The 13,888-nt window shown below is 70.6% G+C and carries 12 protein-coding genes and 1 pseudogene; 1 reads left to right on the top strand and 12 read right to left on the bottom strand.

Going from position 1 to position 13,888, the window contains the following annotated elements; all coding sequences use genetic code 11:
* Window positions 1-66 precede the first annotated feature (66 nt).
* From pafA to E2C04_RS09015, 12 genes and pseudogenes are all read right to left on the bottom strand, one after another.
* Complete coding sequence (gene pafA, locus E2C04_RS09065; protein ID WP_135832345.1) at window positions 67-1,428, bottom strand: Pup--protein ligase; 1,362 nt, start codon at window positions 1,426-1,428, stop codon at window positions 67-69.
* 99 nt (window positions 1,429-1,527) lie between these two features.
* Window positions 1,528-2,268 (bottom strand): proteasome subunit alpha, encoded by a 741-nt coding sequence (prcA, locus tag E2C04_RS09060; protein ID WP_135832344.1) that lies wholly within the window; start codon window positions 2,266-2,268, stop codon window positions 1,528-1,530.
* Window positions 2,269-2,299: 31 nt separating this feature from the next.
* Window positions 2,300-3,100: a proteasome subunit beta gene (gene prcB / locus E2C04_RS09055; protein ID WP_135833739.1), complete on the bottom strand. Its 801-nt coding sequence runs from the start codon at window positions 3,098-3,100 to the stop codon at window positions 2,300-2,302.
* 42 nt (window positions 3,101-3,142) lie between these two features.
* Window positions 3,143-3,340 (bottom strand): ubiquitin-like protein Pup, encoded by a 198-nt coding sequence (locus E2C04_RS09050; RefSeq protein ID WP_135832343.1) that lies wholly within the window; start codon window positions 3,338-3,340, stop codon window positions 3,143-3,145.
* 19 nt (window positions 3,341-3,359) lie between these two features.
* Window positions 3,360-4,869 (bottom strand): annotated as a pseudogene (gene dop / locus E2C04_RS09045) (depupylase/deamidase Dop).
* Window positions 4,870-4,933: 64 nt separating this feature from the next.
* Window positions 4,934-6,682 carry a proteasome ATPase gene (gene arc / locus E2C04_RS09040; RefSeq protein WP_188422050.1) on the bottom strand — a complete coding sequence of 583 codons (1,749 nt, stop codon included), beginning with the start codon at window positions 6,680-6,682 and terminating at the stop codon, window positions 4,934-4,936.
* Between the two features lie 115 nt (window positions 6,683-6,797).
* Window positions 6,798-7,760, bottom strand: a complete 963-nt coding sequence (locus tag E2C04_RS09035) for a tRNA (adenine-N1)-methyltransferase (protein ID WP_135832341.1) — start codon at window positions 7,758-7,760, stop codon at window positions 6,798-6,800.
* 10 nt (window positions 7,761-7,770) lie between these two features.
* The gene (locus tag E2C04_RS09030) at window positions 7,771-8,610 is read right to left on the bottom strand and encodes a site-2 protease family protein (protein WP_238694214.1); all 840 of its coding nucleotides are present in this window, start codon (window positions 8,608-8,610) and stop codon (window positions 7,771-7,773) included.
* On the bottom strand, window positions 8,607-8,930 hold the full coding sequence (locus E2C04_RS19690) for a zinc metalloprotease (protein ID WP_238694213.1): 324 nt from the start codon (window positions 8,928-8,930) through the stop codon (window positions 8,607-8,609). Before E2C04_RS19690 ends, E2C04_RS09030 begins: the two co-directional genes overlap by 4 nt.
* 74 nt (window positions 8,931-9,004) lie before the next feature.
* Window positions 9,005-9,700 carry an HAD family hydrolase gene (locus tag E2C04_RS09025; RefSeq protein ID WP_229721611.1) on the bottom strand — a complete coding sequence of 232 codons (696 nt, stop codon included), beginning with the start codon at window positions 9,698-9,700 and terminating at the stop codon, window positions 9,005-9,007.
* A 104-nt stretch (window positions 9,701-9,804) separates the two neighbouring features.
* Complete coding sequence (locus E2C04_RS09020) at window positions 9,805-10,251, bottom strand: DUF421 domain-containing protein (RefSeq protein WP_135832340.1); 447 nt, start codon at window positions 10,249-10,251, stop codon at window positions 9,805-9,807.
* Window positions 10,251-10,814 carry a hypothetical protein gene (locus E2C04_RS09015; protein ID WP_135832339.1) on the bottom strand — a complete coding sequence of 188 codons (564 nt, stop codon included), beginning with the start codon at window positions 10,812-10,814 and terminating at the stop codon, window positions 10,251-10,253. The genes E2C04_RS09020 and E2C04_RS09015 overlap by 1 nt, the downstream gene beginning before the upstream one ends.
* Before the next feature lie 135 nt (window positions 10,815-10,949).
* Here E2C04_RS09015 and E2C04_RS09010 point away from each other — a divergent pair, with 135 nt between their 5' ends.
* A complete protein-coding gene (locus E2C04_RS09010) occupies window positions 10,950-13,883 on the top strand; it encodes a DUF11 domain-containing protein (RefSeq protein WP_135832338.1) in 2,934 nt (977 codons plus the stop codon).
* The last annotated feature ends 5 nt before the right edge of the window (window positions 13,884-13,888 follow it).

The following is a 13,888-nucleotide window of genomic DNA, read 5'->3' as shown; positions in this document are numbered from 1 at the left end:
TTTCGATGGGTTCACAGCGCGGGGCCACACTAGCCGCACGACCTGAGAGTTGGCCGTGGACGCGCCTCACATGCCGGCGATGAGCCGCTCGACGCGCTCGTCCTCCGAGCGGAAGGGGTCCTTGCACAGCACGGTGCGCTGCGCCTGGTCGTTGAGCTTGAGGTGCACCCAGTCGACCGTGAAGTCGCGGTTCTGCTCCTGGGCCCGGCGAATGAACTCGCCCCGCAGCTTGGCGCGCGTGGTCTGGGGCGGGACGTTCTTGGCGGCGTCGATCGTCGCGTCGTCGGTCACCCGGGCGACGGCGCCCCGCTTCTGGAGCAGCTGGAAGAGGCCGCGGTCGCGTCGGATGTCGTGGTACGCCAGGTCGAGCTGGGCGATTCGCGGGTGGCCCAGCGGCAGGTCGTGGGTGGCGCGGTAGCGCTCGATCAGCCGGTACTTGATCACCCAGTCGATCTCACGCTCGACCATGCTGAGGTCGTCGGAGTCGACGGCCTTGAGGGTGCGCTCCCACAGGTCGAGCACCCGGTCGATCGTCGGGGTGCGCACGCCGCGGCGGTCGACGTAGTCGAGGGCCCGGCCGAGGTACTCGGCCTGGATGTCGACGGCGCTCGCCTCGCGGCCGTTGGCCAGGCGCACCGTACGCCGCCCCGTCATGTCGTAGGACATCTCGCGGATGGCGCGGATCGGGTTCTCCAGGGTGAGGTCGCGCATCACGACCCCGTCCTCGATCATCCGCAGCACCAGCTCGCAGCTGGCCACCTTGAGCATGGTGGTGGTCTCGCTCATGTTCGAGTCGCCCACGATCACGTGCAGCCGGCGGTAGCGCTCGGCGTCGGCGTGCGGCTCGTCGCGGGTGTTGATGATCGGCCGGCTGCGCGTCGTCGCGCTGGAGACGCCCTCCCAGATGTGCTCGGCGCGCTGGGAGACCGCGTACGTCGCGCCACGCGGCGTCTGCACGACCTTGCCGGCACCGACGATGATCTGCCGCGACACCAGGAAGGGGATCAGGACGTCGGCCACCGCGGAGAACTCACCCTGGCGCGAGATCAGGTAGTTCTCGTGGCACCCGTAGGAGTTGCCCCCGGAGTCGGTGTTGTTCTTGAAGAGGTAGATGTCTCCCTTGATGCCCTCGTCCTCCAGCCGCGACTGGGCGTCGAGCATCAGGTCCTCGAGGATCCGCTCCCCCGCCTTGTCGTGGGCCACCAGGTCCTCGACGGAGTCGCACTCGGGCGTGGCGTACTCCGGGTGGCTGCCGACGTCGAGGTAGAGGCGGGCGCCGTTGGCCAGGAAGACGTTGCTGCTGCGCCCCCAGGCGACGACCTTGCGGAAGAGGTAGCGGGCCACCTCGTCAGGACTGAGCCGGCGCTGACCCTCGAACGTGCACGTGACGCCGTACTCGTTCTCGATGCCCAAGATCCTGCGGTCCATGACCCCACCCTAGGACCACGCACCACACGTTGGGCAGCACCACGACGCCCCCTGGTCGCGCCGTGGCGGCGACAAGGGGCGTCGTGGTGAGCGGCTCGGTCAGGCGTCGACCGGGGGGACCGTGTCAGCCGGGGCCTCGGTGGGGACGCCCCCGAGCATCGCCGCCACGCGTTCGGGACGCAGCCGGTGGAACTTGCGCACCTGGCTGCGGGTGCGGTCGAGGACGGCCACCTCGAGGTCGTCGACGCCGATGGTCCGGTCGCCCTGCTCGGAGTGGCCCAGCGCCGCGACCGCGAGACGCACGGTCTCCTCGAGGGAGGCGCCCGGGCGGTAGTGCTCCTTGAGGTGCCCAGCGACGACGTCGGCCGCACCACCCATCACGGCGTAGCCGTGCTCGTCGGCCACCTGGCCGTCGTAGGTCAGCCGGTAGACCTGGTCCTGGGAGGCCTCGTCGCCAATCTCCGCGACGAAGAGCTCGACCTCGTACGGCTTCTCGGCCGCGGAGCTGAAGACGGCACCCAGGGTCTGGGCGTAGGCGTTGGCGAGCCCGCGACCGGTGACGTCGCGGCGGTCGTACGAGTAGCCCCGCATGTCGGCCAGCCGGACGCCCGCGATGCGCAGGTTCTCGAACTCGTTGTAGCGACCGACCGCGGCGAAGGCGATGCGGTCGTAGATCTCGGAGACCTTGTGCAGTGCCTTGGACGGGTTCTCCGAGGCGAACAGCACGCCGTCGGCGTACTGGACCACGACGACCGAACGGCCCCGGGCGATGCCCTTGCGGGCGAAGTCGGCCCGGTCCTTCATCATCTGCTCGGGCGAGACGTAGAACGGGGTGCTCATCGGGTGGGCTCCTCAGCCAGGTCGTACGCGGTCACAGCAGGCCTGCCACGGGACCGTCGGGGCGCTCCATCCGGGCGGCGACCACGCGGTCGGCGACCTCGGCGACCTCGGCGTCGGTCAACCGACGGCCACCGTCGGCCGTGACCACGTGGACCACCGGGAAGATGCGTCGGGCCAGGTCGGGGCCGCCGGTCGCGGAGTCGTCGTCTGCGGCGTCGTACAGCGCCTGGATGACTGCGGCGACGCACCCGGCCTCGCCGAGGTCGTCGCGGTAGAGCTTCTTGAGCGAGCCTCGGGCGAAGAGCGAGCCGGAGCCCACCGCGTGGAAGGCGGTCTCCTCGTAGCGACCCCCGGTCACGTCGTAGGAGAAGATCCGGCCCAGCTGCCCGGCCAGGTCGAAGCCGGCGAAGAGCGGCACCACGGCCAGGCCCTGCATGGCCATCCCGAGGTTGCCGCGGATCAGGGCAGCGAGACGGTTGGACTTGCCGTCCATCGAGAGCGTGGTGCCCTCGATCTTCTCGTAGTGCTCGAGCTCGGTCTGGAAGAGGCGCACCATCTCCACGGCGAGGCCGGCCGTGCCGGCGATGCCCACGACCGAGTACTCGTCGGCGGGGAACACCTTCTCGATGTCGCGCTGGGCGATGATGTTGCCCATCGTGGCGCGGCGGTCGCCCGCCATGACGACGCCGCCCTCGAAGGTGGCGGCCACGATCGTGGTGGCGTGCGGCGCGAGCGCGGCCGCGTCGCCGGGTGGGAGCGTGCGGCGACCGGGCAGGAGGTCGGGCGCCTGGGCGCCGACGAACTCGGCGAAGGAGACGACACCGGGCTGCATGAACGCCGGCGAGAGGCGGGGTGAGTCAGCAGCGTGGCCCACTCACTCGCCGCCCTTCTGGATGAACGACTTCACGAACTCCTCGGCGTTGTTCTCGAGGACCTCGTCGATCTCGTCGAGGATGGCGTCGACGTCGTCGTCCAGCGCCTCGCGGCGCTCCGCGACGTCGGTCTCGACCGTCTCGGTGACGGCCTCCTCGTCCTGGGACGACCTGCGCTGGTGCTTCTGCTCCTGGGCCATGTCCCCACCCTATCCAGAACTACCTCGTGAGCGCGTCGAAGAGCTCCGTGGCCGTGGTGCACGTGTCGAGCAGCTCGCCCACGTGCTGGCGCGTGCCGCGCAGCGGGTCCAGCGTCGGGATGCGCTGCAGGGACTCGTGGCCTGGCAGGTCGAAGATGACCGAGTCCCACGAGGCGGCGGCGACGTGGTCGGCGTACTGCGCCAGGCAGCGACCCCGGAAGTACGCCCTCGTGTCCGGCGGCGGCGCGTGCACCGCAGCCTCGACCGCCGCGTCGTCGACGAGGCGCGCCATGCGGCCGGCGCGGACCAGGCGGTGGTGGAGCCCCTTCTCGGGCCGGATGTCGTGGTACTGGAGGTCGATCAGGTGCAGCTTGGCGTCGGACCAGTCGAGGCCGTCGCGCTCGCGGTACTGCTCGAGCAGCTGCAGCTTTGCCACCCAGTCGAGCTCGCCGGCGCACTCGAAGGGGTCGCGCTCGAGCCGTCGAGCGAGGACGCTCCCCCACCGCTCGAGCACGTCGAGCGTCTGCACGTGCACCTCGGCGGCGCCCTGCTCGACGTGGGCCCGGGCCAGGTCGAGGTAGATCCGCTGCAGCTGGACGGCCGTCATCCGCCGTCCGTCGGCGAGCTCCAGCAGGTGGGTGAGCGTCGGGTCGTGGGAGACCTCGTGCAGGGCCTCGACCGGGTGCCGCACGGTGAGGTCGTCCGTGATGAAGCCGTCCTCGACCATGGCCAGCACCAGTGCCGTGGTCCCGGCCTTCAGGTAGGTGGAGACGTCGGACATGGTGGCGTCGCCGACGATCACGTGCAGGCGGCGCCACATCTCGGGGTCGGCGTGCGGCTCGTCACGGGTGTTGATGATCGGGCGCTTCAGGGTGGTCTCCAGACCCACCTCGACCTCGAAGAAGTCGGCTCGCTGACTGATCTGGAAGGCGTGGGTCCGGCCGTTCTGCCCGACGCCGACGCGACCTGCACCGCAGACCACCGGACGGCTCACGAAGAAGGGCGTCAGGTGGCGCACGATCGAAGCGAACGGGGTGGAACGACGCACGAGGTAGTTCTCGTGCGATCCGTACGAGGCGCCCTTGTTGTCGGTGTTGTTCTTGTAGAGCAGGATCGGTGGCCCGCCCTGGCTGCGCGCCGCGTACTCCATGGCCCGGTGCATCACCAGCTCGCCGGCGCGCTCCCACCGGACGACGTCGAGTGGCGTGGTGACCTCGGGCGAGGAGTACTCGGGGTGGGCGTGGTCGACGTAGAGCCGGGCGCCGTTGGTGAGAATGACGTTTGGCCAGCCCCACCTCCTCGTCGGTGAGCTGGCTCGCGTCCGCCTCCTGCCGGGAGAGGTCGAAGCCGCGGGCGTCCCGCAGCGGTGACTCCTCCTCGAAGTCCCAGCGCGCGCGTCGGGCGGAGGCCTGGGCACTGGCGTACGCGTTGACGATCTGCGACGAGGCGTGCATCGGGTTGGCGTCCGGCCGCCCCTGGACCGAGATGCCGTACTCGACCTCTGTGCCCATCACCCTGACGACGCTCATGCGTCGACCCTAGCGGTCGGCTGCGCGGCGCGGCCCCGGAGCCGCGCCGCGCACCGCCCGTGCGTCAGAGGTACTGGCCCGTGCTGGCGACCGTGTCGATCGACCGGCCCGGCTCGGTGCCCTGCTTGCCCGTGACCAAGGTGCGGATGAAGACGATGCGCTCGCCCTTCTTGCCCGAGATCCGGGCCCAGTCGTCGGGGTTGGTCGTGTTGGGCAGGTCCTCGTTCTCCTTGAACTCGTCGACGCAGGCCTGCAGCAGGTGCTGGACCCGGATGCCACGCTGGTCGTGGTCGAGGAGGTCCTTGATGGCCATCTTCTTCGCGCGGTCGACGATGTTCTGGATCATCGCGCCGGAGTTGAAGTCCTTGAAGTACAGGACCTCCTTGTCTCCGTCGGCGTAGGTGACCTCGAGGAAGCGGTTCTCGTCGGTCTCGGTGTACATCCGCTCGACGGCCGCCCGGATCATCCCCGCCACGCAGGCGTCGCGGTCACCGCCGAACTCCGCCAGGTCGTGCTCGTGCAGCGGCAGGTCGGCGGTGAGGTACTTGGTGAAGATGTCGCGGGCAGACTCGGCGTCGGGACGCTCGATCTTGATCTTCACGTCGAGGCGTCCCGGACGCAGGATGGCCGGGTCGATCATGTCCTCGCGGTTGGAGGCGCCGATGACCAGGACGTTCTCGAGGGTCTCGACTCCGTCGATCTCGCTGAGCAGCTGCGGCACGATCGTGTTCTCGACGTCGGACGAGACGCCCGAGCCGCGGGTGCGGAAGAGCGAGTCCATCTCGTCGAAGAAGACGATGACCGGCGTGCCGTGGCTCGCCTTCTCCCGGGCGCGCTGGAAGACCAGTCGGATGTGGCGCTCGGTCTCACCGACGTACTTGTTCAGGAGCTCGGGGCCCTTGATGTTGAGGAAGTACGACTTGCCCTCGGCGCCCGTCTTGGCCGCGACCTTCTTGGCCAGCGAGTTGGCGACCGCCTTGGCGATCAGGGTCTTGCCGCAGCCGGGCGGGCCGTAGAGCAGGACACCCTTCGGCGGCTTGAGCTTGTGGTCCTTGAAGAGGTCCGGGTGCAGGTAGGGCAGCTCGACGGCGTCGCGGATCGCGTCGATCTGGCTGGCGAGGCCACCGATCGACTCGTAGGCGATGTCGGGCACCTCCTCGAGCACGAGCTCCTCCACCTCGGCCTTGGGCACGCGCTCGTACGCGTAGCCCGAGCGTGAGTCGGTGAGCAGCGAGTCGCCGGCACGCAGCGGCTGCTCCAGCAACGGTGCGGCCAGGCGTACGACGCGCTCCTCGTCGGCGTTGCCGATGACCAGGGCTCGCTCGCCGTCGGCGAGCACCTCCTTGACCATGACCACGTCGCCGACGCTCTCGAAGCCGCAGGCCGCGACGACGTTCATCGCCTCGTTGAGCATGACCTCCTGGCCCTTGACCAGGTCGTCGACGTCGACCGCCGGGCTGACGGTCACGCGCAGCTTGCGGCCCGCGGTGAAGACGTCGACCGTGTCGTCGGCGTTGCGCGCCAGGAAGACCCCGAACCCCGTGGGGGGCTGGGCGAGGCGGTCCACCTCGTCGCGCAGCCGGGTGATCTGGTCGCGCGCCTCACGCAGCGTGGAGGCGAGCCGTTCGTTCTGGCCCGTCATCGCCGCGAGTGAGCGCTGCGCCTCCTGGAGCCGCTCCTCGACGCCGCGACTGCGGTCCGGGGCCGTGGCGAGCTTGCGACGCAGGGCTGTGACTTCAGCCTCCAGGTCGCGCACCTGACTGACGAGCTCTTCGGGGCTGCGCCCCCTGGCGTCCCTGTCGCTGTAGGTCACCGTGATCACCTCCACTTGTTGGCGACCTTACCGATGTGTCGGTGGAAGGGAAGACGAAGCACGCCGCCCCGGGTCACGATTTGGCTCGTTGACCCGGGGCGGCGTGGAGGACGGCTCAGCTGTCGAGGGGCTCCTCGAGCATCTGCGGCGGGAGGCCCTCGGGCCGCGGGCCCGAGTAGTCGGGGCCGTACGCACCCGGTGCCGGCCGACGCTTCTTCATCGGCGGGCGCTCACCGGGCGCCATCCGGCGGGCGGTGACGAGGAAGGCGGTGTGGCCGATCATCTTGTGCCCCGGACGTACGGCCAGACCCTCGACGTGCCAGTCGCGGACCAGCGACTCCCACGGCTGCGGCTCGGTGAAGCCACCGTGGGCCCGCAGCGTCTCCACGACCCGCGAGAGCTGGGTGGTGGTGGCGACGTAGACGCAGACGATGCCACCGGGGAGCAACGCGTCGGCGACGACGTCGACGCACTCCCAGGGGGCCAGCATGTCGAGGATGACGCGGTCGACCCGGTGCTCGAGCTGCGGGAGCTCCTCGGTCAGGTCCCCCAGGCGCAGGTCCCACGACGGGTGGTCGCCACCGAAGAACTGGGTCACGTTGCGCTGCGCCACCTCGGCGAACTCGGGGCGACGCTCGTAGCTCGTGACGGTGCCGTGCGGTCCGACCGCGCGCAGCAGCGAGCAGGTCAGGGCGCCGGAGCCCGCGCCGGCCTCGACGACCCGGGCGCCGGGGAAGATGTCGGCCATCGCGACGATCTGGGCGGCGTCCTTCGGGTAGATCACGGCCGCGCCGCGCGGCATGGAGACGACGAACTCCGAGAGCAACGGGCGGAAGACGAGGTACTCACCCCCGGCCGACGAGGTGACCGTGAAGCCCTCCTCGCGACCGATCAGCTCGTCGTGCTCGAGGTGACCCTTGTTGGAGAAGAAGCGCTTGCCGGCCACGAGCTCGAAGTTGTGGCGGCGCCCCTTCTGGTCGGTCAGGCGCACCCACTCCCCCTCGCGCAGGGGGCCGCGGTGCACACCGGCCCACGCTTCGGAGGGGACGTCGTGGGAGGCGGAGGACTGATCAGGCATGCGCTGGAGCCTAGTTGCCCCGTCGGTTGAAGGCGCGATCGACGTCGACGGTCGAGAGCACGCCGTGGATCGTCCCGTCGGGAGCGACGAGGAGGTACTCCTCCGCCGGCCGGCGACTGATCGCGGCGACCAGCTCCTCCCCGGAGATGTCGAGGGGCAGCGTCAGGCCAGGCTCGAGGGGACGGGCCACCCCGGAGGTGGGCATCCACGGACGACGCTCGTCGGGCACGGCGAGGAGGGCCGACTCGTTGACCAGGCCCACCGGTCGCCCCTGCGCGTCGACCGTGACGATGCTGCCGGCGCGCAGCGTCTGGGCGGTCGCGACGGCCTGCGCCAGCGGCGTGTCCTCCCGCACGGTCACCGCTCGACGCGCGAGGGTGCGGGCGACCAGCAGGGGCAGGCGGGAACGGATCCGCGCGTGCAGGATCGCCGCCGAGGCCCCCGACCAGAGGAAGACGGCCATGACGACCGCGAGCAGGTAGTCGACGACGAGGGGCTGCGTACCGAAGAGGGCCTGCTGGTAGAACGGCCAGCCGAGGACCAGCACCGCCAGGCCGCGGCCCGACCAGCCGGCGACCAGGGAGCCACGGTGCGGATTGCCCGAGACCTGCCAGACCGCGGACTTCAGCACCCGGCCGCCGTCGAGCGGCAGGGCAGGGACGAGGTTCAGGACACCGATCAGGAGGTTGGCGCCTGCCAGCCCCTCCACGCCGACCTTGAGCAGCCCGTCGGGGGTGACGAACCAGCTCGCCAGGGCGGCTCCGCCGACGGCGAGCGAGGTGATCGGTCCGACGACCGCGATCCAGAACTCCTGCTTCGCGCTGCGGGCCTCCCCCTCCACCGCGGTCATGCCCCGAGGAAGTGCAGGGTGATCGAGGAGACCCGGTGTCCGTATCGACGTGCCACGTAGGCGTGCGAGACCTCGTGCAGCAGCACCGACGCGTAGAGCAGGACGGCGAAGGCGAAGCCCGCGACGTACTTCAAGGAGCCGAGACCCGGCTCGACCTGCTCGACCCTGGGGGCGACCAGCAGGGCGATGAGCGCGGCGATGACGAACCAGGAGCCGTTGACCAGGACGTCGGCCCCCGCGATGGATCCGAGGCGGATCGTGCCCGGCGGACGCGGGGACGGGCCGCTCGGCGGCGGGGACGACGGGGCAGGTTCAGACACGCGCAGACCCTACCCGAGCAGCATGGGGGCGGCTCGCGGTCGTACGCAGCCCCTCAGCCCTCTGCCCGCAGCCTTCAGGCCTCGGACCGCTCGGCGTGGAGCGTCGCGAGCCGCGGGAGGTCGACGTCGGTCAGCGAGGTCGCGAAGACGCGTCCCGGAGCCGGCGGGACCGGTACGTGGTTCGGCACGCAGAGCACGGTGCATCCTGCGGCGGCGGCGGAGCGGGCCCCGGTGTCGGAGTCCTCGATCGCCACGCACGCCTCGGGGGCGACACCCAGCCCCGCGGCGGCCTTGAGGTAGGGCTCCGGGTGCGGCTTGCCCCTGCTCACCACGTCGCCGGTCACGACGGCGCTGAACCCCTGGTCGCCCAGCGCCTCGAGGACCGGGTCGACGAGGGAGCGGTACGACATGGTGACCAGCGCGCACGGGACGCCCGATGCCGCCAGCTCGGCGAGCAGCTCCCGGGCGCCGGGGCGCCACGGCACCTCGGTGCGCACGGCGGCGACCATGAGCTCCAGGAGCTCGTCGACGATCTGCTCGGGGGTGCGGTCGATGCCCATGTGCTCACGGATGTAGCGGCCGGAGACGAGCAGGTCGTTGCCCACCAGGGCCAGTGCGTGCTCGTCGCTCCACGTGCCGCCGTACTTCTCGGCCAGGGCGTACTCGCTGGCGATCCAGTAGGGCTCGGTGTCGATCAGGGTGCCGTCCATGTCCCACAGGACCGCCTTGGGGAGCGGGTGAGCGTCGACCGTGGTCGGGTCTTCTGACACGGTGGGCAGTGGGCTGCTCAGGACGACCTCCGAGGTAGTACGTGGGTGCTGACGACCAGCCTAGGTCGGCACGTCGCGGACTCCCCCATCGCGAGCGGCGGCGCTCAGGTGGTGCGCCGAGTGAAGAACGAGAACTTTCCGTCAGGCTCCAGGAGCGCCAACTCGATCTCCTCGAGGTCGGCGATCCCGTTGTTGCGGGCGGCCTCGTTGAGGTCGTACAGGTTGACCCGCTCACGCCTCATCGCGCTCCTGTCCGGTCGGCCGTCTCGCACGACCACGGTCGGGGTGCCGTCGAGTGCGGGCTTCAGCCGGGGATACCGGTAGGCCAGCCACGACATCAGGATCGTCAGCAGGGCGAAGGTGGAGACCGCGATCAGGGCACCGGTGAACGAGGTGTCCTCGGAGACCACCGCCTCGGCGATGAGGTCGCCGATCACGAAGAGGATGACGAGGTCGAAGGCGGACATCTGGGACAGCTCGCGCTTGCCCATGACCCGGAGCACGGCCATCAGGAGGAAGAAGACGAGCAGGGAGTCGAGCGCGGTGAGCATCAGGGCACCGTCCAGGTCGTGGCGTCAAGGATCAGGTCGTCGGCGCTGGTGTCGGCACCGGTGCGCCACGCCACCTCCCAGCGGTGACGGCCTGCCGCCTGGGTGGTCGGGATCCGTCCTGAGAAGCGCACGTCGAAGGACTCCCCCGGCTCGCCGCGTGCGGGGAACTCGAGGACCACCTGGTCGCCCTCACTGTGCTGGGCAAGCGGCTCGGGGGCGTAGAGCTCGATCCCGAGACGCTCCAGGGTGGAGTGTGCGACGACCAGCACGGCCGTGTCCGTGTCGTCGTCGGGAGTGAGGGTGACCGTGAAGCCCGAGTCGAGGCCCGGTCGGGTCACCGCGTCGTACTCCAGGGCGGCCTCGCCCGGGGCCCCGCTCCCCGACGCGGTTGCCGTGCGGGGCCCGAGCAGGCCCAGGCAGCCGACCACGACCACAACCATCAGCAGCAGGATGCCGATGCGCCGCATGACGTGGTCGACCCGGCCCGGGCCGGGTCGCCTCGACACACTCTCGACGGTGGGGAAACGCCGCAGTATCTCGTCGTGCTCGGAACGTGCAGACATGACCTGCACCTACCCCGCACGGCGACGACCCATGCTCGTGTCCAGCGACGTGGGGGAATGATGGTCCAGACCACACGAATGACCTTTTCGGCATTCTCGGGTCAGTGCCTCCGCCGCGCTCCCAGAATCCTTCCCATGTCAGTCACGTTGCGTCGTCCCGCAGTCTGGGTCTCAGTCGTCGCCACATCGTTGGTCGTCGGCACTCTCACCGTACTCGCCGCGGGCCAGGTGGCCCCGGGGCCTGCGCTGGCCGCGACCCCGACGCCACCTGAGCCCGGCACTCTCACTCGCTTCGTCTCCTGGGGCACAGCAGTCGACGCCCTGGGCGATCACCACGCGGGCTTCTACACCGCTGATCTCGACGGGACCGACGTCGCGCCGCTGGTGCGGCAGAGGGCGCTGACCTCTGCCGAGAGCGCGGCCGACGCGCCCCTGCCTGACATCCAGCGTGCCCAGGTGTCCCCCGACGGCCTCCATGTCGTGGCGTGGGTGGACGACCCGACCGGGCTCGTGGTCCCGGGGGGAACTCCGAGGGCCGAGCACGGTCATGCGGCGCCCTTCAGCCAGGCACTCGTGCTCCTCGACGCGGAGGGTCACTTCGTCCGTGTGCTCCAGCAGAACGAGGAGTGGGAGGCCTCGGGCCTCTTCGACGTCTTCCAGGGCGTCTCCTGGGTGGACGCCGACCGCGTAGCCATCACGGTCCGCCGCAAGGTGCTCGTCGGCACGGAGGCGGAGACGACACGGACGTTCGTGCGGACGGTGGCGATCGCCGACGGCAGCGTCGTCGGGCAGTTCGGCATCGACGACGGCACAGTCGCCGGCGGACACGTGCAGGGCGTGTGGGCCGGTGGCGGCACCGTGGTCGCAGGAGGGCCCAGCAACCGCAGCCTCGTCCTCTTCCGGCCTGGCGAGGGAGCCGTTGGCCTGCCGGCGCCGCCGCTCACACCCCCGATGGACTTCTTCGACGGGTACTCGGACGTCGCGGTCTCCCCCGACGGCCTGCACGTCGCGGCGAGCTACCACGGGGGGTGGGAGGTCGGGACGAAGCTCAGGATCTTCGACCGGGTGGCCGGCGGTGTCTGGCAGGCACGCGCCGTGGACCTCCCGATCCGACTCGAGTCGGGCTGGATCACGTGGCTGCCCTACCGCCAGTACGAGGAGGCGGAACTTCTCGTCGACGGTCGCCGGGACTCGCAGACCCTCTCGCTGGGCACCGCTGTCCGCGTGGCACCCGGGGTGGCGACGGAGGAACGGGTGGCCCGGCAGTACCCGTGGATGGACTACGGCTCGGACTCCTGGCAGGCGGTGGTGGTGCCGTCGCTGGGCGCGGGTGCTTCGGACGTGGCGCTAGAGCTCCCCGAGCGCACGGCGACCGCAGGAACACCCTGGGTCGGCACCTACACCCTGACCGGTCGGGGCCCGGACACGGCTCGCGGCGTGCAGCTGTCCCTGGAGATCGACGGCGCTCCTGCCGAGGGGGCGAGCGTCGAGGGCGAGCCTTGTCCGGGCGGGGTCTGCCACATCGCCAGCCTGGCTCCTGGGCAGACGGTGACCCTGACCCTGCGCCAGAGCTTCGAGGCGAGCGGGGTCCACTCCCTGGTGGCACGGACGACGTCGACCACGCTCGACTGGAACCCGGGCAACAACCTCCGGACCAACAAGATTCGCGTCGTCATGCCCCGCACCACTCCCAGCGTCGGACGTCTCGTCCACCAGACCCGGGCGGGCGGACCCGTCGTGGTCTCTGACCCGGACGGCGGCCGTCCGGTGGTGGTCGGACAGCCCCGCCACGCGGACGAGGTCCTCGAGATCACTGATGTCCATCCCGGAGCGGGGATCGTCCTCTGGTCGCGCCACAGGACGTCCGGAGGGGATCTCGAGCACCTCGTCAGCCGTGTCACCGGCGAGCAGCTGCACGCCGTCACGACCGGCTTCCCACTCGACGCTGCGGTCTCGCCGGATGGGCGCACGCTCTTCACCGTGGAGGCGACCGACCAGGACCGGGTCTTCCGGCTGGCGGAGCGACGCCTGGACCGTCCTGCTGCGCCCCCCACGACCAGGCTCACGTGGAGGGGCTCCCTGGCCAAGGGGTTGAAGGTCTCCCCTGACGGCACTCGCCTGGCGTGGGTCCAGCAGCCGATCGGCGAGTACAGCTACGGGGGTGCCGTCATGGACCTGGACTTCCGTGGGGAGGCAGAGCTGCTGGTCACCGGGTCCTTCGGTGCGGTGCGACCCAACACCACGGTGGCCTGGGCGCCGGACTCCGCCACGGTCGCTCTCAGCGTCGGCACGGAAGGTCCGTACTCCCCCGACGGGGCGGTGGTGGCCTTCTCCGTGGATGACGTGGGCTCCCCGCGCGCCCTCGCGCCCATGGACGAGGACCGGTGGCTCGGGGACTGGTCCCCCGACGGGAAGAGCCTGTTGCTGCACGACCTCAGCACATCGCTCTCCGTGGACCTGGCCACGGGGCGTGCCACGCCCACGGGGCTGGGCCCGGCGTGGTGGAGTGGACTGCCGGTCGGCCCGGTCTCCCCGTCCCCGAGCCCGACGGTCAGTCCGACCGTCAGTCCGTCGCCGACGCCGTCCCCCACTGCCAGCCCGACACCTACGACCGGTCCGTCCCCCACGTCGAGCACGTCGCCGACCGGGAGCCCGACGGCCAGCCCTGCTCCGGCACCGGACCGAACGGCGCCGAAGCTGGACGTGCTCCTGCCCAAGTGCGGCTCCCGCAAGGGCAAGAAGTGCCGCGACCACCTCAGGAGTCCGGCCGCCTGGGCCACCGTGAACGGCGTGGCCTCCGACAGCGACTCAGGCGTCGCCGGGGTGTCCTTGCGCGCGGTCCAGAAGCGTGGCAAGCACTGGTACGCCTTCAACGGCCGGGGGTGGAGCCGCCAGAAGACGCGGGCTGCCGCCGAGTCACGTGCCAAGGCCCTGCCTGCCACGCTCAAGGGAACGCGGTGGGCAGTGAAGCTGAAGGGGCTGCGCGCGGGCACGTTGGTGCTCAACGCCGTCGCCCATGACCGGTCGGGCAACCGGGCCACGAAGGTACTCACCCGGACCCTGTCGTGACAGGG

The sequence above is a fragment of the Nocardioides daphniae genome (assembly GCF_004777465.1).
In the GTDB taxonomy this organism is placed as follows: Bacteria; Actinomycetota; Actinomycetes; order Propionibacteriales; family Nocardioidaceae; genus Nocardioides; species Nocardioides daphniae.
Note: the sequence above shows the minus strand (reverse complement) of the source record. Positions and strands in the feature narration are given on the sequence as shown.